This is a genomic window from Nonomuraea insulae, from assembly GCF_042656245.1.
On the sequence record NZ_JBHSPA010000116.1, the window covers coordinates 124,057 to 142,912 of the forward strand.

Annotated in this window: 15 protein-coding genes and 1 pseudogene; 11 read left to right on the forward strand and 5 right to left on the reverse strand. The window is 71.8% G+C overall.

Translation table 11 applies throughout. The features are described 5' to 3' along the window. The first annotated feature begins 3 nt into the window (after positions 1 to 3). Genes ACFPZ3_RS65285 through ACFPZ3_RS65305 form a run of 5 tightly spaced genes read left to right on the forward strand, consistent with a single transcriptional unit; the run spans position 4 to position 6,476 of the window. Entirely contained in the window at positions 4 to 2,505 is a 2,502-nt protein-coding gene (locus ACFPZ3_RS65285; RefSeq protein WP_379524432.1) for a hypothetical protein, read from the forward strand. Further along, entirely contained in the window at positions 2,505 to 3,872 is a 1,368-nt protein-coding gene (locus ACFPZ3_RS65290; protein WP_379524433.1) for a hypothetical protein, read from the forward strand. The genes ACFPZ3_RS65285 and ACFPZ3_RS65290 overlap by 1 nt, the downstream gene beginning before the upstream one ends. Beyond that, a complete protein-coding gene (locus ACFPZ3_RS65295) occupies positions 3,869 to 5,254 on the forward strand; it encodes a hypothetical protein (RefSeq protein WP_379524434.1) in 1,386 nt (461 codons plus the stop codon). The genes ACFPZ3_RS65290 and ACFPZ3_RS65295 overlap by 4 nt, the downstream gene beginning before the upstream one ends. 14 nt (positions 5,255 to 5,268) lie before the next feature. Further along, entirely contained in the window at positions 5,269 to 6,093 is an 825-nt protein-coding gene (locus ACFPZ3_RS65300; protein WP_379524435.1) for an NAD-dependent protein deacetylase, read from the forward strand. A 5-nt stretch (positions 6,094 to 6,098) separates the two neighbouring features. Next, positions 6,099 to 6,476 carry a YchJ family protein gene (locus ACFPZ3_RS65305; RefSeq protein ID WP_379524436.1) on the forward strand — a complete coding sequence of 126 codons (378 nt, stop codon included), beginning with the start codon at positions 6,099 to 6,101 and terminating at the stop codon, positions 6,474 to 6,476. On the opposite strand, the gene ACFPZ3_RS65310 is transcribed toward ACFPZ3_RS65305, so the two are convergent. Genes ACFPZ3_RS65310 through ACFPZ3_RS65325 form a run of 4 tightly spaced genes read right to left on the reverse strand, consistent with a single transcriptional unit; the run spans position 6,458 to position 10,170 of the window. Beyond that, a complete protein-coding gene (locus ACFPZ3_RS65310) occupies positions 6,458 to 7,306 on the reverse strand; it encodes an SAM-dependent methyltransferase (RefSeq protein WP_379524437.1) in 849 nt (282 codons plus the stop codon). The two genes, ACFPZ3_RS65305 and ACFPZ3_RS65310, sit on opposite strands and share 19 nt — an antisense overlap. A gap of 50 nt (positions 7,307 to 7,356) precedes the next feature. Continuing rightward, positions 7,357 to 8,352 carry a LacI family DNA-binding transcriptional regulator gene (locus tag ACFPZ3_RS65315; RefSeq protein ID WP_379524438.1) on the reverse strand — a complete coding sequence of 332 codons (996 nt, stop codon included), beginning with the start codon at positions 8,350 to 8,352 and terminating at the stop codon, positions 7,357 to 7,359. Continuing rightward, positions 8,349 to 9,245: a carbohydrate ABC transporter permease gene (locus tag ACFPZ3_RS65320; RefSeq protein WP_379524439.1), complete on the reverse strand. Its 897-nt coding sequence runs from the start codon at positions 9,243 to 9,245 to the stop codon at positions 8,349 to 8,351. Before ACFPZ3_RS65320 ends, ACFPZ3_RS65315 begins: the two co-directional genes overlap by 4 nt. Before the next feature lie 40 nt (positions 9,246 to 9,285). Next, positions 9,286 to 10,170 carry a carbohydrate ABC transporter permease gene (locus ACFPZ3_RS65325; protein WP_379524440.1) on the reverse strand — a complete coding sequence of 295 codons (885 nt, stop codon included), beginning with the start codon at positions 10,168 to 10,170 and terminating at the stop codon, positions 9,286 to 9,288. Between the two features lie 149 nt (positions 10,171 to 10,319). On the opposite strand from ACFPZ3_RS65325, the pseudogene ACFPZ3_RS65330 reads away from it, so the two are divergent. Beyond that, a pseudogene (locus ACFPZ3_RS65330) lies at positions 10,320 to 11,512 on the forward strand (RNA-guided endonuclease InsQ/TnpB family protein); the annotation flags it as partial. 30 nt (positions 11,513 to 11,542) lie between these two features. Here the strand turns inward: ACFPZ3_RS65330 and ACFPZ3_RS65335 are convergent. Continuing rightward, positions 11,543 to 12,859: an ABC transporter substrate-binding protein gene (locus tag ACFPZ3_RS65335; protein ID WP_379524441.1), complete on the reverse strand. Its 1,317-nt coding sequence runs from the start codon at positions 12,857 to 12,859 to the stop codon at positions 11,543 to 11,545. A 179-nt stretch (positions 12,860 to 13,038) separates the two neighbouring features. Here ACFPZ3_RS65335 and ACFPZ3_RS65340 point away from each other — a divergent pair, with 179 nt between their 5' ends. From ACFPZ3_RS65340 to ACFPZ3_RS65360, 5 genes are all read left to right on the forward strand, one after another. Continuing rightward, a complete protein-coding gene (locus ACFPZ3_RS65340; protein WP_379524442.1) occupies positions 13,039 to 15,021 on the forward strand; it encodes a beta-galactosidase in 1,983 nt (660 codons plus the stop codon). Between the two features lie 9 nt (positions 15,022 to 15,030). Beyond that, on the forward strand, positions 15,031 to 16,134 hold the full coding sequence (locus ACFPZ3_RS65345; RefSeq protein WP_379524443.1) for a glycoside hydrolase family 53 protein: 1,104 nt from the start codon (positions 15,031 to 15,033) through the stop codon (positions 16,132 to 16,134). Between the two features lie 18 nt (positions 16,135 to 16,152). Continuing rightward, positions 16,153 to 16,788, forward strand: a complete 636-nt coding sequence (locus tag ACFPZ3_RS65350; RefSeq protein ID WP_379524444.1) for a nitroreductase family protein — start codon at positions 16,153 to 16,155, stop codon at positions 16,786 to 16,788. Positions 16,789 to 16,842: 54 nt separating this feature from the next. Then, on the forward strand, positions 16,843 to 17,892 hold the full coding sequence (locus ACFPZ3_RS65355) for a hypothetical protein (protein WP_379524445.1): 1,050 nt from the start codon (positions 16,843 to 16,845) through the stop codon (positions 17,890 to 17,892). 74 nt (positions 17,893 to 17,966) lie between these two features. Next, positions 17,967 to 18,800, forward strand: a complete 834-nt coding sequence (locus tag ACFPZ3_RS65360; RefSeq protein WP_379524446.1) for an SAM-dependent methyltransferase — start codon at positions 17,967 to 17,969, stop codon at positions 18,798 to 18,800. Positions 18,801 to 18,856 lie beyond the last annotated feature (56 nt).

An 18,856-nucleotide genomic window follows, 5' to 3' on the forward strand; every position in this document is an offset into this window, starting at 1 on the left:
CTTATGGACATCGAGCACGACTGGACCCTGCTGCCGGCCGTGGTCGTCAGGAACGCCGGGTTTCCGTGGGAGCTCGTCCTGTCCCTCGCCTATCCCAGAGCGGCCGAGCAGGCCGCGGCGGTCGTACGGCTGGAGAGGCGGGCGCTCGGCCTGCTCGCCGACGGTTCCGAGGTGGCGGGGGAGCGGCCGGAGGGCGGACGGTTGCCGCGCGGGCTGCGCGGGCGGCTGCGTGACCTGCGGCCGCTGCCACCCGGCACGCCAGGGCCCGACGGGTGGCTGGCGGCCTGGAACGAGGTGACGGGGCTGCTGGAGGAGGCCCGCCTCACCCTGGCCGGCACGGTCGCGGCCGACGCGGCGCTCGTGCGCGCGGCCGTGGCCGGGATCGTGGCCGACGAGCGCTTCCTCGACGCGCTCGTGTGCTCATCGCCCGGCCTCTACCGGGACCTGCGGCGCGGCGGCAAGGGCGGCAAGACCCGCAGGCAGATCGCCACGCGCGTGCAACGCCTGTCGGCCTCCTGCGAGACGGCCGGCTGCTACGGGCCCATCGGCTACGGGAGCGTCGAGCCGGGCCTGGACAGCGGCCACACCTGGGCGGGGCACCGCGCGTGCGCGGGCCGGGTGGCCTACCCGGACGCGCAGGTCGGCGAGGCGCTGCAGCAGCGCGTCCTGGCCGAGCCCGGGCTGGTGGCGGGACTGGTGCCGCGGCGCAAGACGTGGACGGGGGAGGTGGCCGACGGGGCCGCGTTCGCGGGGCACTGCGACGGCAGCCGCACGCTGGCCGAGATCGCGGCCGAGACCGGGACCGGGATGGAACGCGCCTCGGCCGCGCTGACCGTGGCGGTGCGGCGCGGGCTGCTCACCCACGACCTGTGCCCGCCCGCCACCATCTGCGACACGCTGGGCTGGCTGCGGGACCGGCTGGCCGAGAGAGGAGCGCCGGCCGAGGGCTCCGAGCATCATGGCGGCACCCGGGGAGACCTGGCCGGCGCCGAGGTGCTCCGGCGGGGGCTGGTGAGTGTGTCCAGGCGAGGCTTCGTGGCCGCCGCGGGCGTGCCGGCCCAGCGCGGGAGCGCCCTGGCCGGGGCACGACAGGGGGCGGAGCTGCCGCTGGGGCAGCGGGTCGGGGAGATCGGCGAGCTGCTCGGGCAATACCCCGGAGCCTCCCCCGACGTGAAGCTGGCCGTGCAGCGGCGGATCGACACACTCGCCGGGGGCGGGCGGCGCGACGACCGCTTGACCGTGCACGAGGCCGCCGCGGGAACCCTGCGGGTCACCGCCGGCGGCGCGCTGGCCGGCGACCTCAAGGAGCGGGTGCCGCGGGTGCTCGACCTGCTGGCGGCGGAGGCGGAGCTGACCAGGCTGCGCACCAACCGGCTGCTGGCCGCGCGGCTCGGGGCGGGCACGTTCGAGCTGGCGGAGGCGCTGAGGGCGACCGGTGACCTGGAGATCGAGCACGGGGACCGGCTCGCCGGGCGCATCGCCGCACTCCTGCGCGACGCGGGACCGTCCGCGCTCAACCTTGCCGGGCTGCTGGAGGAGCCCGCCCCGCCGGCCGCGCCCGTGCTCTGCTCGGCCGACGTCATGGTGGCGGCGTCCGCGCTGGAGGCGTACGAACCCGGGGTGACCCCGCTGGTCCTCACCCGGCTGCACGACTCGGTGCTGCTCACGCCCTGGGCGCTGCAGTTCCACGAGGAGGCCGCGGCGTGCCTGGCCGAGCGCGACACCGAGATCAGGCGGGCGCTGTCCGGGTTCACCGTGCTGAACGTCATCTCCCGCCGTACCAACGGCGTGCCGCCGCTGGAGCTCCCAGGGCCGGTGCTGGAGCTCGGCGGAGTGGCGGCCGACCCCAGGCGGCGGCGCATCGGCCTCGACGAGCTGTACGTGCACAGCGACGGGCAACGCGCGCTCCTGCACGCCAAGGGGCTGGAGGAGCCGCTGCTGTTCCACAACGGCGAGCACGACACGGCCCTGCACACGGCGCTCGCCCTGCCCAAGATCGAGCTGCCCCGCCTCCACGACCTTCCCCGCGTGCCCCGGCTGACCTGGGACAACGTCGTCATCTCCGGGCGGCGGTGGCGGATGGGCCGCTCCTCGTTCGAGGCGCTGGAAGAGGCGGCCGGTGAGCGGGCGCTCCTGGTCGCGATGGCGCGGCTGCGGGAGGTCCACGACCTGCCGCCGGCGTTCTACGCCTCCTCCGCGCGGGAGCGGGCGCCCTTCTACGTGGACACGCGCTCGCCCGCGCTCATCGAAGGACTGGCGCGGCTGGCCGGCGCGGCCGACCGGGTCACGATGAGCGAGGTGCTGCCCGGGCCTGACGAGTGCTGGTTGCGGGAGGGGCAGCAGCGGTTCGCCGCGGAGCTGCGCTGCTTCTACATGCGCGGAGCCGGCCGGGATCGCTCCCGCGCGGACGCCGAGCCGGGCGCGCGCCAAAGACCGGTGGCCCCGTCCGCGCGACGGGGCGGCCGCGTGGCGCATCCGTATCCCTGGCCTGGAGAGGGCGGTTGATGGACCTGCTCGTCGTTCCCCCGTTCACCGACTTCACCACCGAAGTCGTAGCGCCTCCCGGGGCCGAACTGCTCGATCTCGGCGCGCGGATCGTCCGGCGCCTGAGCGACCCCTCCCGCCTGCGCGACGCGCCCGCGCTGTTCGGGCGGGCCGCGGCGGCGATCCTGGAGCGCCAGGCCTACGACGACGCCCACCTGAGGGCGATCGGCACGGCGCTGCGGCTGGCGGGCGACCCCGCGCTCCGGCTCAGCATCGACGACCTCGAACTGGCCGAGGGCAGCACCCAGAGCAGCCAGGACGTGCTCGGCGCGGCCGCCAGGTGCGAGCTGTTCCAGCCCGAGATCGAGCTCGCCCTGGAGGCGGCCGAGGGGCGGCGGGCACGCGTCGTGGTCGATGCCGAGCAGCAGCTTCCCGCGGCGTTCGCGCTGGTGCGCGCCCTCGGGGCGGAGCGGGTGACGTTGTGCGGGCGGCTGGTGGCCGAGCAGGTGACGGCGCTGCGGCGGGTGCCAAAACTGGCCGGGGTCGAGTGGCTGGACTGGTCGCCTGAGCGGGTGATCCGGTCCCCCTGGCACGCCGAACCCGTCCGCTGGCTGACAGGAACCGACCTGCCGCCCGCCGACGGCCCCTGGGCCGGATGGCTGGACGCGGTGCGGGTGGCCGCGTTCTCCCGGGAGGCGCTGGCCAGGTGCCGCGGGCTGACGATCACCGTGACGCGGATCGACTTCCTGGCCGCCGTGACCGGGCTGAACGGCGTCACCGTCAACCTGCGGCGGCTGCTGGCCGAGATCCCGGCCGGGGCGCCGGTGGCCTGCGAGCTGGCCGTGGGCGCGCCGGGGGTGGCCGCGGGCGTGGCCGGGGAGTCCCTGGAGCTGCTCGCGGACGGGCCCGGCGGGGTGCGGCTGGCGGGACTGCGGGCGTACCGGATGGGCATCCATACGGTCTGGGCCGGGCACAACGTGCGTTTCCCGCCCCGCGCGGGAGACGATCTGGCGCGGTGGATCGACTTCGACGCGCCGGAGACCATGCGGGGCTACGAGGTGAGCGCCATGATCAGAAACTCGCTCGACCGCTTGCCCGGGCTCCCGCCGGGGCGGCTGGCCGCCTGCTCCGTCGCGGCGCCGGCCGCGTCAGGGTGCGCGTGGGATCCGTGCGCCCAGGTGGTGGCCGGGGCTGGGCCCGATGGGCGGGGGACCTTCGCCGTCAGCCTGCGCTCCGGGCGCTCGTTCCGGCTGCAGCAGGGGTTCGTCGCGCCCGTCGCCCGGCTGGCCGCCGACGACCCGCACGCCCTCGACGGGCTGACCGACGGGGCGAGGGAGCTGCTGACGGCCGGGCTGGCACGGGCCGGAGTGCTGAGGGGGCGCGGGTGAGGCAGGGATTAGACCGGTGGCGGGTCTCCACGGGAGCCGGGGAGCTGGTCGTCGAGTTGCGCCCGTGGTTCCTGCTGCGCACGAGCGAACTGCCCGTGCGGTTGCTCGACGGGCTCGGCCATCCCGGCCTGCTGCCTCTCACCGAGCGGCTGTTCACCGCCGACCGCCGCCTGGCCGCAGAACGCGACGCCTTCCAGCGGCGCGCCGCCGCGCTGCGCGAGGTCGTGCTGGAGCTCGCGGCCGAGCAGCGGGCACACGCCAGGCGGTGTCTCAGGAGCGTGCGCGCCGGCATGCCCCTGATCGGTGAGGAGTTGCGCCTGCTGGAGTCGCTCGGCCTGGGTGAGCAGGGGCGGCGCTGGCAGTGCGCGGTCGTCGCGGCGGGCTCCGGGCGGGCGGCGGGCAGGAGCGCCCACGCGGCCGCCTGGCTGGCGACGCGGCGCGCGGTCGCCGAGGCCTACGACGACGATCGTGTACGCCGGGCGGCGCTGCTCGCCGATCCGGCCTTCCACCAGGCGATAGGCAGGCACCCGCTGGCCCGGCGGCCCGGGGACGGCACGGCCAGGCGCTCCCGGCTGCTCACCGCGACCGCCCACCGGCTGCTGCGGCGCTTAGCTTCCGGGGCAGGGGACGGCGGGCCCGCGGTGCGCGCGCGATTCGAGCCGGACGGCCGTGCGGGATGGCGGGTGATCGACGAGGAGGGGGCCGGCATTGGCGGTCCGGCGCCGGCGGGGCTGAGGGAGGCGCTGTCGGTGGCGCTGCCCCTGTGGTGCCTGGCCAGGACGCGGGTGCTGAGTGCCGATCTGGCCCGGCTCGTGGCCGAGGCCGTCCGTGTCCCCGGCCAGGAGGTCGTCCGGCTGGCCGCGCGGGACGTCGCCGGGTTGTGGGCGGGGGAGCGGCCCGAACCGGCGTCGCCCGCGCCCGAGCTGACGGCCGTGGGCACGGATCCGGAGAGCGCGGCGTGGCTGCTGTCCGGCGTGCGCGACGACGGGCAGGGCGTGGCGCACTCCGGACAGGTCGATCTGGGTGAGCGCACCCCGCGCATCATGATCGGCGACCTGATCTACCAGCGGGCCCGCTGGCGCCTGCGCCTGCCGGAGGAGCGCGGCGCGGACGCCTTCGACCGCTGGCTGGCCCTGCACCGCCTGCGCCGCCACCACGGCCTGCCCCGCCACGTCTTCGTCCGCCACCCCGCCGGGCCCTGCCCCTTCCACGTCGACTTCTGCGACCCCCTCGCGGTCGAGGACCTGGCCAGGCGCGAACCGGCCGAGGTGCTCATCACGGAGATGCTGCCCGCCCCCGGACAGTTCTGGTGGCGGGCGGACGGGCAGGAACAGGCCGCCGAGCTGCGGCTGAGCTGCCGGATCGAGCGGGAGAGAGGCTGAGGCACCATAGGAAGGTGACACTGAACACCACCAAGCTGGTCGAACTGGTCGCCCTCGGCCGGGTGGCCGTGCTCAGCGGGGCCGGGTTGTCCACCGAGTCGGGCATTCCCGACTACCGGGGGCCGACAGGGCAGGCCCGGCGGGCGGAGCCCATGACGTACCAGCGGTTCGTCGGCAGCGCCGAGGCGCGGCAGCGCTACTGGGCGCGCAGCCACGTCGGCTGGCGGCAGATCGGGCAGGCCAGGCCCAACGACGGGCACCGGGCCGTGGCGGAGCTGGAGCGGCGCGGGCTGCTGGCCGGCATCGTCACCCAGAACGTGGACGGCCTGCACCAGGCGGCAGGAGCGCGGCGGGTGATCGAGCTGCACGGCGGGCTCGACCGCGTCGTCTGCCTGTCGTGCCGGGAGCGCACCCCGCGCGCCGAGCTGGAGCGGCGCCTGCGCGAGGCCAACCCGGACTGGGAGGCCAGCGGCGTCATCAACCCCGACGGTGACGCCGTGCTCACCGACGCGCAGGTGGCCGGGTTCCGCCTGGTGGACTGCTCGGGTTGCGGCGGCCTGCTCAAGCCGGACGTGGTGTTCTTCGGCGAGAACGTGCCCCGGCCGCGCGTGGACGAATGTTTCGCGCTCGTGGGCGGGGCGCGGGCGCTGCTCGTGCTCGGGTCGTCGCTGGCGATCAAGTCGGGGCTGCGGTTCGTGACCAAGGCCGCCGCGCTCGGGATCCCGATCGCCATCGTCAACCAGGGGCCGACCGGCGGCGACGCGGACGCCGCACTCACCCTGGACGCCCCGCTCGGCCCGACGCTGACCGACCTCACCCTCCGGCTGGAGGCAGAATAGAGCGCATGCCTCCTCGTACGTGCCTCTGCGGCCTGCCCGCCTCCTACCAGGACTGCTGCGGCAGGCTGCACCGGGGCGACGCGGCGGCCGCCACCGCCGAGCAGCTCATGCGCTCCCGCTTCACCGCCTTCGGCGTCGGGGACGAGGCGTATCTGCTGCGCACCTGGCACCCGTCCACCCGGCCGCCGCGCGTCGGGCTGGACAAACGGGTGAAATGGGTGCGGCTGGAGGTGCTGGAGAGCACCGGGGGCAGCGTCGTGCACACCGAGGGCACCGTCCGGTTCCGCGCCCACTACCTCGACCGGGGGCGGCCGGGGGAGATGGAGGAGAACAGCCGGTTCGCGCGGCACGAGGGGCGCTGGGTCTACACGGGCCCGGTCTGAGGCTTGCGGGCGACCCCGCCCACGAAGGTGTGGTAGGTGATGCCAGGCTCGGCCTGGTCGTCCGACACCGGGCGCCACTCGGGCAGCGGCACCAGCCCGGGCTCCAGCATCTCCAGCCCGTCGAAGTAGGCCAGGATCTCCTCGCGGGTCCGCCACCGCCCCGTGCCCAGCGTCTCGTTGAAGATCCGCTCGGCCGCGAACGCCTGCCTGGACACCTCCGGATGCGCCAGACCCGGGTTGTGGAAGTGGGAGACGGCCAGATAGCTGCCCGGAGCCAGCCGGTCCACCATGCGGCGGGCGAGCTCCGCCGGGTGCTCCGCGTCGGCCAGATGGTGCAGGATCGCGAACATCAGCAGGCCCACCGGACGGTCGAAGTCGATCAGCCGCCGGACCTCCGGATCGCCGATGATCACGTCGGGATCGCGCAGATCGGCCTTCACGACCGTGGTGGCGTCGTCGTCCACCGCCAGCAGGGCGCGCCCGTGGACCAGGACGATCGGGTCGTTGTCGACGTAGACCACCCGGGAGCCCGGGGCGGCCGACTGGGCGATCTCGTGCACGTTGCCCTGCGTGGGCAGGCCGGAGCCGATGTCCAGGAACTGGCGGATGCCCGCCTCGGCCGCCAGGAAACGCACCACCCGGCCGAGGAACTCGCGGTTGGCGTGGGCGGCCTCCGGAGCGTCGGGGGCGATGCCGAGCGCCAGCTCCGCCACCCGGCGGTCGGCCTCGTAGTTGTCCTTGCCGCCCAGCATGAAGTCATAGACGCGGGAGATGCTGGGCTTGGTGATGTCGATGCCTCCCGGCGCCCGCTCCCGTTCGTGGTCGGTCACCGTGCGGCTCCTTCGGTACGTCGGTTCGGGTGATCGTACTGCGGAGGCGGTCACGCCGACTCGCGGATCACCAGTTCGGTCGGCAGTATCACCGGCTCCACGTGCTCGGCCCCGTCGATGAGGGACAGCAGCAGCCGCAGCGTCGCCTCCGCCATCTCGGCGAGAGGCTGCCGGATCGTGGTCAGCGGCGGGTGCGTCGACGTGGCCACCGAGGAGTCGTCGAACCCGCCCACCGCCACGTCCTGCGGGACCCGCCGGCCCGCCGCGCGCAGCGCCGCCAGAGCGCCCGCGGCCATCAGGTCGGAGGCCACGAAGACGGCGTCGAGGTCGGGGGTGCGGGCCAGCAGCTCGGTCATCGCGCGCTCGCCGCTGGCCTGTGTCCAGTCGCCGTGCGCGACCAGGCGTTTGGTGGCCTTGCGGCCGAGCACCTCGGTGAAACCCTCCAGGCGCTGGATGCCGCCCGGCGTGTCCATGGGGCCGGTGATCATGGCGATCCGCCTGCGGCCCTGGCCGACGAAGTATTCGGTCATCTGGCGGGCGCCGAGGCGTTCGTCGGCGGCGGCGTACGGGATGACCTTCTCGCGGCCGATCACCGCGCCGCAGGAGACGGCGGGCGGGCCGGTGCGCAGCGCGTCGAGCAGCGGGTCGCCCGCGTGCGTCGAGACCAGCAGCACACCGTCGGCGTGGCCGCCCCGCACGTAGCGCACCACCCGCTCCCGGTCGCCCTCGTCGCCGGCCAGCATCATCACCAGCGACAGGTCGCGCTCGGCCAGCATCCTGATGGCCACCCGGATCAGCGTGCTGTAGGTCGGGTCCTCGAACAACTTCTCGTGCGGCTCCGACATGACCATGACGACCGAGCCCGTACGCTGCGTGACCAGGCTGCGGGCGGCGCGGTTGACCACGTAACCGGTCTCGGAGATGGCCCGCTCGATGGCAACCCGCGCCTTCGGGCTGACGTACTTGTCCCCGTTGAGCAGGCGGGACACCGTGCCGCGGGACACCCCCGCGGCGGCGGCGACGTCGTGGATCGTAGGGCGCTTCATTTGACGGCTCCGGAAGACAGGTCGGTCTTCCAGTATCGCTGCATCGTGAGGAAGAGCGCGATCAACGGCACGATCGACAGGAAGGCGCCCATGAGGATCAGGTTGTAGAGGGAGGGCTGGTTCGCCCCGGCCGCCAGGAGGGTGTAGAGGCCCACCGTGAGAGGGAACTTGCCGTCGTCCCCGAGCATGATGAACGGGAGCAGGAAGTTGTTCCAGATGGCCACGAACTGGAACAGGAAGATCGTCACCATGCCCGGCACCATGAGCGGCATGGCCACGCGCGACATCAGGCGCCACTCGCCGGCCCCGTCGATGCGGCCCGCCTCCAGGAGGGAGTCGGGGATGGCGGCGGCGGCGTAGATGCGGGCCAGGTAGATGCTGTACGGGTGCAGGATCTGCGGCAGCAGCACGGCCCAGTGGCTGTCGGCGAGGCCGATCTTGGAGAAGAGCAGGTACTGCGGGATGGCCAGGACCACGGCGGGCACCAGGATGCCGCCGATGAGCAGGTTGAAGATGACGTCGCGGCCGGGGAAGCGGTATTTGGCCAGGGTGTAGCCGGAGACGGCGGAGACGGCGGTGGACAGCAGGGCGCCGCCGCCCGCGTAGATGAGGGTGTTGCCGGCCCAGAGCCAGAAGACGCCGTCCCGGTAGGCGAACAGTTGGGTGAGGTTGTCGAGGAAGCCGGTGCCGAAGGAGAGGGTGGAGGTGCTGAACAGCTCGCTGGGGGACTTGGTGGCGGCGATCAGGACCCAGGCGACCGGGAACAGGCAGTAGATCGCGCCGATGAACAGCAGCGCGGTGGGCACGAGGCCGGCCGAGCGGCCCGCGTTCGCCCGGGTGCGGCGGCGGTGCGTGGTGGTGCCCGTGGTGCCCTTGCCGACGGCTGCGGTCATCGGCCCTCCCCGGAGGCGCGCGTGTGCGGGAGCCCGGACATCAGCCCTCCCCGAAGGCGCGGGTGCGGACCACGCGCAGGAATCCGAACGACAGGACGAGAGAGATCGCCGCGATGACGATCGAGGTGGCGGCGGCCGAGTAGAGGTCGCCGGTGACGAAGGCGTCGCGGTAGACCTTCATGAGCGGGCTCCACGTGGAGCTGATCGTGTTGGTCAACGGGCGCAGGGTGGTGGGCTCGGTGAAGACCTGGATCGTGGCGATGATCGAGAAGACGGTGGTGAGGATGATCGCCGGGGTCAGGATGGGGATCTTGACGCGGACGGCGATCTGGAGCTCGGAGGCTCCGTCGAGGCGGGCGGCCTCGTACAGGTCGCGGGGGATGGCGCGCAGCGTGGTGTAGAGCACGAGCATGTTGAAGCCGACCCCGCCCCACACGGCCACGTTCGCCATGGAGTAGGTGACGGTGGTGGCGCCGAGGAAGTCGATGTCCAGGATCTCCCTGATCGGGCTGAGGGACGGCAGGTAGAGGAAGCCCCACAGCAGGGTGGCCGCGACGCCCGGCACCGCGTACGGCAGGAAGATCGCGATGCGGGAGAAGCGGGCCAGCCGCACCCGCGCCGAGTCCAGCAGGAGTGCGAACAGCAGCGCCAGGCCCAGCATCACGACGAGCACCAGCGCGCCGTACCCGAGCACGCGCAGCCAGCCGCTCCACAACTCGGCGTCGGTGAGGGCGGCGGAGAAGTTGTCGAACCCGACGTACACCTCTCTGCGCGCCCCCTTGCCCAGCCCCAGCCCGGACACCTTGGTACGGCGCATCGCCAGGTAGACGGTGTAGCCGATGGGCACCGCCAGGAACAGGGTGAACAGCACGATGGCGGGGGCCAGGAAGAGGTACGGCCAGGCCCCCCTTTCCGAGCGCTTCATCGGATACCTCCGAGGAAACCCCCACCTGAAGGCAGGGTAGGAAGCGAACTTCTGTGGAGCGGATGGGGGGCGGGCGTTGCCCCGCCAAGCGGATCGCCGTATCGAACAAACGCGCGATTGTTGAGTGGTTGCGTAATAGCATGTGAGGCATGGCGCAGAGTGTGAAGCGTGCCTACAAGTACCGCTTCTACCCGACCTCTGAGCAGGCCGTAGAGCTTGCCCGGACGTTCGGCTGCGTGCGCCTGGTCTACAACAAGGCGCTGGAGGAGCGGACTCGGGCTTACACGCTTGAGGGGCGTCGCGTCTCCTATCTGGAGTCGTCGGCCATGCTGACGCGGTGGAAGCGCGGCGGCGACTACGATTTTCTGTCTGAGGTGTCGTCGGTGCCGTTGCAGCAGGCGCTGCGGCACCTGCAGGCAGCGTTTGCGAACTTTTTCGCCAAGCGGGCTAAGTACCCAACGTTCAAGTCCCGCAAGAGGTCGCGGCTGAGTGCGGAGTACACCCGCAGCGCGTTCCGCTGGCGGGACGGACGGTTGACGCTGGCGAAAATGGACGCGCCGCTGAACATCGTGTGGTCGCGTCCTCTGCCGGAGCAGGCAGAGCCGTCCACGGTCACAGTGTCGAAGGACGCGGCGGGACGGTGGTTTGTGTCCCTCCTGATGGAGGAGACGATCAGCTCGCTCCCGCCGGTCGATCGGAGTGTGGGCGTGGACGCGGGCATCACGGCGCTGGCCACGCTGTCCACCGGCGAGAAGATCGTCAACCCGGGCCACGAGCGCCGGGACCGGCGCAGACTGGCCAAGGCGCATAAGGCGCTTGCCAGCAAGGAGAAGGGCGGCAAGAACCGGGCCAAGGCTCGGCTCAAAGTCGCTAAAGTCTATGCTCGCATCGCCGACCGCAGGCGAGATCACCTGCACAAGGTCACCACCCGGCTTGTTCACGAGAACCAAGTGATCGCCGTAGAAGATCTGACCGTCCGCAACATGGTCGCCAACCACTGTCTGGCACGGGCCATCTCCGACGCTTCGTGGCGGGAGATGCGTTCGATGCTGGAGTACAAGGCAGCTTGGTACGGGCGCACGCTCGTGGCGGTGGACCGCTGGTTTCCGTCGTCCAAGCTGTGCTCCGCTTGCGGAGCGCAGCAAGGTGTCATGCCGCTGCACGTCCGGGAGTGGACTCGTCCGTGCGGGACTGTCCACGACCGGGACGTGAACGCGGCCAAAAACGTGCTCGCCGCCGGGCTGGCGGAGAGCTGAAACGCCTGTGGAGCTGGTGTAAGACCTCAACGAGAGTCCTCTTGGGCGGGCGACCGGCGGTGAAGCAGGAAGACCAACCGGCGACGGCTGGAATCCCCTTCAGGGAGGGGAGGAAGTCAAGAGGCGAGCTGGAATCCGGCCTTGCGCATGTCGGCGACCGTGGCGTCCTGCATGCCCTGGACGGCGTCGGCGAACGGGGTGCCGTTCTGCAGCGCCTTGTCGAAGCCGTCCTTGAAGGAGTTGTAGGTCACGCCGACGTTGGGCCCGAAGGTGAACCCGCGCGCCCCGGCGGAGACGGTCGCGGCCTGCTGCCAGAAGTCGGGCTGGTTGGAGAAGTATTCGGGGGGCGTGCCGAGGGCCGACTGCGCCTTGGTCGCGGCCGGGTAGATGGCGGCCTCCTTGACCAGCAGGTCGATGGCGGCGGGGTCGGTGTTGAGCCAGGTGGCGAACTGCGCGGCGGCGGCCTTGTTGGGCGTCTTGGCCGACACGGCGGTGGACGAGCCGCCCCAGAAGCCGCTGAAGTTCTCGCCGGCGTTCCACTGGGGGAGGGGCGCGACGGCCCACTTGCCCTTGGCCTTCGGGGCGTTGCTGGACAGAACGCCCGGCGCCCACACCGCGGACGGCCAGGTCAGCAGCTTGCCGTCGTTGAGCGCCTTGTTCCATTCGGGGGTGAAGAACGGCATGTCGTCGATGGCGCCCTCCTTGACCAGGCCGCCCCAGAAGTCGGCGACCTTCTTGGTGGGCTCGTCGGCGATGTTCACCTTCCACGACTCGCCGCTGATCGACCACCACTGCGCGCCGGCCTGCTGGGCCAGCCCTGTGAACGCTCCCGGGTCCTTGCTGGAGAACGTGCCGAGGTAGGCCTTCGGGTCCTTCTTGCGCAGCTCTCTGGCGGCCTCGCCGTACTCCTGCCAGGTCGCCGGCACCTTGAGCCCGTGCTTGTCGAAGAGGTCCTTGCGGTAGAAGAGCATCATCGGGCCGCTGTCCTGCGGGATGCCGTAGACCGCGTCGGTGCCCAGCGTGACCAGGCCCCACAGGCCCTCGGAGAACTCGCCCTTGATCGAGGCGGTCTCGGCCTTGAGGTCGGACACCGCGTCGGCGGCGATGAACGACGGGAGGTGCTGATACTCGGCCTGCACCAGGTCCGGCGGGTTGCCGGCCTTGGCCGCGGTGAGGAACTTGGCGGACGCGTCGTCGCCGCCGGCCTGCTTGCTGACCGTCACCTGGATGTCGGGGTGGGCCTTGTTCCAGACTTCGACGATCTTGTCCATGTTGGGGGCCCAGGTCCAGTAGGTGAGCTTGACCGGGCCCTGGGCGGCGGCGGTGGAGCTCTGCGCCGCCTGGGGGCTCTCGGCGGGCTCGCTGGACCCGCAGCTCGCGAGGGTGGCTGTCAGTGCGACGGCCAGGGCTGCTCCAAGGCGGTTGGCGCGCATTGCGTACCTCCAGAGGGTTCTGTGAACGTGCACAGAGTGGAACAGCCCGGAAACGGCCGTCAAGAGGTCGTTACGTTCTCGTTAATCTCCTGAAGGAGAAGGAAATTGGGGGATGACGCTTCCCTTGCTGCTGCGGTTAGTTTTACTGTGCACGTTCACAGAAGTTTCGAGGGGGATGGATGTATCCGGAGCGTCCTGCCGGGATCGCCTATGGTGGCGACTACAACCCGGAGCAGTGGCCGCGCGAGGTCCTGGAGGAGGACGTGGCCCTCATGCGCGAGGCCGGGGTGAACCTGGTCAGCCTGGGCCTGTTCTCGTGGGCGCTGATGGAGCCCGAGCGGGGGCGTTTCGAGTTCGGCTGGCTCGATGAGATCATCGACCGGCTGCACGCGGCCGGCGTCGCGGTCGACCTGGCCACCCCGACGGCCGCCCCGCCCGCCTGGTTCGTCGCCGCGCATCCCGACGTGCTGCCGGTGACCAGGGAGGGGCTGCGGATCGGGTTCGGCGGACGGCAGAGCGCCTGCTCCAGCGCCCCGGCCTTCCGTGAGGCGACCGCGCGGCTGGTGCGGGCGCTGGGCGAGCACTATCGCGGCCATCCCGCCGTGGTCATGTGGCACGTGCACAACGAGTACGGGGCTCCGCTCGGCGAGTGTTACTGCGAGCACAGCCTGGCGGCCTGGCGCGAGTGGCTGCAGGCCGCCTACAGCGACGTCTCCGCGCTGAACGACGCCTGGGGCGCCACGTTCTGGAGCCAGACCTACACCGACTGGTCCGAGATCGACGCCCCCCGCGCCAACCACACGGTCGTCAACCCGGCCCAGCGCCTCGACTACGCCCGCTTCAGCGACGGCCAGCACCGCGAGCACTACGCGCTGCAGCGCGACATCCTGCGCGAGCTCACCAGCCTGCCGATCACCACGAACTTCGCCGGCACGGTGAACTGCAAGTCCACCGACCTGTGGCGGTGGGCCCGCGAGCTGGACGTGATCGCCAACGACCACTACCTCAAGGCCGAGCGCCCCGACAACCACATCGACCTGGCCATGTCCGCCGACCTGGCCAGGTCGGTGGCAGGAGGCGCGCCGTGGATGCTGATGGAGCACTCGGCGGGCGCGGTCAACTGGCAGCCGCGCAACCTCGCCAAGCGGCCGGGGGAGATGCGCCGCAACAGCCTCGCGCACGTGGCGCGCGGCTCGGACAGCGTGCTGTTCTTCCAGTTCAGGGCCTCGCGGTTCGGGGCGGAGAAGTTCCACTCGGGGATGGTGCCGCACGCGGGCACCGACTCCGAGCAGTGGCGCGAGGTGGTGCGGCTGGGCGCCGACCTGCGGCGGCTCGCGGGGGTTCGGGGGAGCCGGGTGCGGGCCGAGGTGGCGATCGTCTGGGACTGGGAGTCGTACTGGGCGCTGGAGCTGGACTGGCGGCCGTCGGTGGACCTGACGTTCAGGGAGCGGGTGGACGCCTTCTACGAGGCGTTGTGGCGGGAGCACGTCACGGTGGACTTCGTCCACCCTTCCGCCGATATTTCGGGGTATCGGGTGGTGGTGGCGCCCAGCTCGTACCTGCTGACCGAGACCTCCGCCAAGAACCTGCACCGGTACGTGGAAGCGGGCGGCAACCTGCTCGTGTCGTACTTCTCCGGCATCGTGGACGAGCACGACACCATCCACCCCGGCGCCCACCCGGGCGCGCTGCGCGAGCTGCTCGGCCTGTCGATCGAGGAGTTCCACCCCCTCCGCGAGCACGAGACGGTGACGCTGACCGGGGGCGAGATCGCCAGGATCTGGTCCGAGCGGGTGCGCCCCGCGGGTGCGGTCACGGTCCAGGGCTTCGCCGAGGGGCCGGACGCGGGCCACCCCGCCTTCACCCGCCACGACCTGGGCGCCGGCACCGCCTGGTACCTGGCCACCGCCCCCGTCACCGGCCTGCGCGACCTGCTCGCCCAGGTGCTCGGCCACGCGGGCGTGTCCCGTCCGCACGGACTGCCCGACACGCTCGAACTCGTGCGCAGGGGCGGCCACGTCTTCCTCATCAACCATGGCGACCGGCCCGTGGCGGTCGAGGGGGTGAGCGGCGTGAGCGTGTTCGACGGCATACGTCACGACGGGCCGTTCACCGTCGCGCCCGGCGCGGTCACGGTCGTCGCGGAAATCCCCCAACCCTAGGGAGACCCGATGAAACGGATCATCCTCGCCGCGCTGGTGTTACTCATGGCCCTCGCGGCTCCCGCGCAGGCCCAGACGGGACACGGACGCCTGCAGATCAGGGGCGCGGACGTCTCCAGCCTGGCCAAGTCGGAGGCGTTCGGCGGCCTCTACCGCGACGCGCGCGGGCGGCGGGGCGACGCGCTGCGCATCCTGTCGCAGGCCGGGCTCAACTACATGAGGCTCAAGGTCTGGGTGAACCCGGCCGACGGCTACAACACCAAGACGCGGGTGCTCGCGGTGGCCAGGCGGGTCAAGGCGCTCGGCATGAAGCTGCTCGTCGACTTCCACTACTCCGACACCTGGGCCGACCCGGGCAAGCAGTTCAAGCCCGCCGCCTGGGAGGCCCTGCCGTTCGACCAGCTCAGGCAGGCCGTGTACGACCACACCTACGACGTGCTCGACGCTCTGCGCCGCCAGGGCACCACGGCCGACATGGTGCAGATCGGCAACGAGATCAACGGCGGCCTGCTCTGGCCGGACGGCTCCAACACGAACTGGGCGAACACGGCCGCGCTGCTCAACGCCGGCCACGACGCGGCCAAGCGGGTGTCCCGCTCGACCAAGGTCGTGCTGCACCTGGCCAACGGCGGCGACAACGGCCTCTACCGGTGGTGGTTCGACAACGCCGCCGCCAACGGCATCCGGTACGACGTGATCGGCCTGTCGTACTACGGCTACTGGCACGGCACGCTGGAGGCCTTCCAGGCCAACATCAACGACGTGGCCACCAGGTACGGCAAGCCCGTGGTCGTGGCGGAGACGGCCTACCCGTTCACCACGGCCGACGACGACGGCTGGGAGAACATCATCGTCTCCGCCGAGCCGTACCCCGGTTACCAGGCCACGCCGCAGGGCCAGTCCGCGATGCTCGCCCGGGTTGCCGACATCGTCCGCGCCGTCCCGAACGGCCTGGGCCTCGGCCTGTTCACCTGGGAGGCCACCTGGACCGGGGTCAAGGGCAACGGCTGGGACCCGGCCGACCCGTCGTCGGGCAACGGCTGGGAGAACCAGGCGCTGTTCGGCTACGACGACCGGGCACTGCCGGCGATGGCGGTGCTCGGCCGCCTCTGATCGGGGCATGATGACCGCATGACGATCTCAGCGGACGAGCTGCTCACCACCACCCGCAGCGTGCGCAAGCGCCTCGACCTGACCCGCCCCGTCCCGATGGAGCTGGTCCGGGAGTGCCTGGAGGTCGCCCTCCAGGCACCCACCGGGGGCAACTCGCAGGGCTGGCACTGGATCGTGGTGACCGATCAGGACAAGCGCAAGGCGATCGGCGACTACTACGGGCGCTCGTGGCAGACGTACTACGGCTCGGGCGGCTCGGCGCGCAACTTGTTCGCCGACGACCCGGCCAGGGCCTCGGCCCAGCAACGGGTCTCCGACAGTGCCGCGTACCTGGCCGAGCACATGGGCGAGGTGCCGGTGCTGGTGCTCGGCTGCCTCAGGGCGCCCGCACTGCCGCAGGGCAACCAGGCCGGGTTGTGGGGCTCGCTGCTGCCGGCCGCCTGGAGCTACATGCTGGCCGCCCGCGCCCGCGGCCTGGGCACCGCGTGGACGACGTTGCACCTGGCGTACGAGAGTGAGGTCGCCGAGCTGCTCGGCATCCCCGGCGACATCAGGCAGGGCGTGCTGCTGCCCACCGCCTACTACACCGGGGAGACGTTCAAGCCCGCCGACCGCCAGCCGCTGGACGAGGTGCTGCACGTCGACACCTGGTAACGCCGGTGCGGCGGGCGCACAGTGGAGGTCAGGACCGAACGTGAGGGAGGGCCCGTGATCTCTCTGCCGCTGCTGCCGACGTCGCTGGTCGGGAGCTACGCCCAGCCGGACTGGCTGATCGACCGCGCCAAGCTGGCCGGGCGGTTCCCGCCGCGCGTGCGGGCCAGGGAGTTGTGGCGCGTCCCGGCCGGGCACCTCGCCCAGGCGCAGGACGACGCGACCGAGCTGGCGATCAGGGCGCAGGAGCGGGCCGGGCTGGACATCGTCACCGACGGGGAGATCCGGCGCGAGAGCTACTCCAACCACTTCGCCACCGCCCTGGAGGGCCTTGACCTCGACGACCCCGGCATGGCGCTGGACCGCAGCGGCCACCCGAACCCGGTGCCGCGCATCACCGGCGCGATCCGCCGGCCCCGCCCGGTCGAGGTGGACGACCTGCGCTTCCTGCGGGCGCACACCGACCGGGTGGTGAAGATGACGGTGCCGGGGCCGTTCACGATGAGCCAGCAGGCGCAGAACGAGCACTACCCCGACGCCGAGGCCGCCGCGATGGACTACGCGGTGGCGGTCAACGCCGAGATCCGTGACCTGTTCGCGGCGGGGGCCGACATCGTGCAGATCGACGAGCCGTACATGCAGGCCAGGCCGGAGGCGGCGCGCGCCTACGGGCTGGCCGCGCTGAACGCCGCGCTCGACGGCGTGAGCGGCATGACGGCGGTGCACATCTGCTTCGGCTACGCCGCGATCATCCACGAGCGGCCGGAGGCGTACTCGTTCCTGCCGGAGCTGGCCGGCTGCCCCGTCAGGCAGGTGTCGATCGAGACCGCCCAGTCGGGGCTGGACCTCGGGGTGCTGACCGACCTGAAGGACAAGACGATCATCCTCGGCGTGATCGACCTGTCCACGCCCGATGTGGAGCCGGTCGAGGTGGTGGCCGGGCGCGTGCGCAGGGCGTTCGACCGGGTGGGGCCGGAGCGGATCGTCATCGCCACCGACTGCGGGATGAAATATCTGCCCAGGGCGTCGGCCGAGGGCAAGATGCGGGCCATGGCCGGCGCGGCCCGCCTCCTGCGCGGCGAACTGGATCGTGAGATTTCCTCATGAAACATCCGCCCGTACCGGGTGCTCCCACTTAGGATCATGGCCTAGCCCCCCTGACGTTTCGCAAGGAGCCGACAGTGCCCGAGAGCGAGCGGGAAAGCGCGCCCAGCGGGATCGACACCAGCAAGCCGAGCGTCGCCCGCGTCTACGACTACATGCTCGGTGGCAAGGACAACTACGAGATCGACCGCCACGTGGCCACGGCGGCGCTCCAGATCGCGCCGGACGCCCCGGCCGCGGCGCTGTCCAACCGGCAGTTCCTGCGGCGCACGGTCCGCCACCTGGCGGCCGAGGCGGGCATCCGCCAGTTCCTGGACATCGGCTCCGGCCTGCCCACGCAGGGCAACGTGCACGAGGTCGCCCAGTCCGTCACCCCGGGCGCCCACGTCGTGTACGTCGACCACGACCCGATCGTCCTCGCCCACGGCCGCGCCCTGCTGGCCGTGGACGAGACCACCACGATCGTCGACGCCGACGCCCGCGAGCCGGACAAGATCCTCAGTGACCCGAGGACGCGCGCCCTCATCGACTTCGGCGAGCCGGTCGGGCTGCTGATGTTCGGGCTCCTGCACCACCTGTCGGACGAGGAGGACCCGGCCGGCATCGTGGCCACGCTCCTGGCCCCGCTCGCCCCCGGCAGCCACGTGGTGATCTCCCACTTCCACAACCCCGGCGAGGCCCACCCCGAGGTGTCGCAGCAGGCCTTCACGGCGGAGAAGCTCTTCAACGAGCACCTCGGCACCGGCCGCTGGCGCACCCGCGAGGAGATCCTGGCCTACTTCGACGGGCTCGAACTGCTGGAGCCCGGCCTGGTGCCGCTCCCGGAGTGGCGTCCGGAGCCGGGCGAGCAGCAGGCCGAGCTGGGCATCACGTACCACACCTTCACGGGAGGCGTGGGCCGCAAGCCCTAGACGAGTAAGTCCGAAGTTCTTGGGCCATCGCCACCAATGGGGAAGGGCCTCGTTGA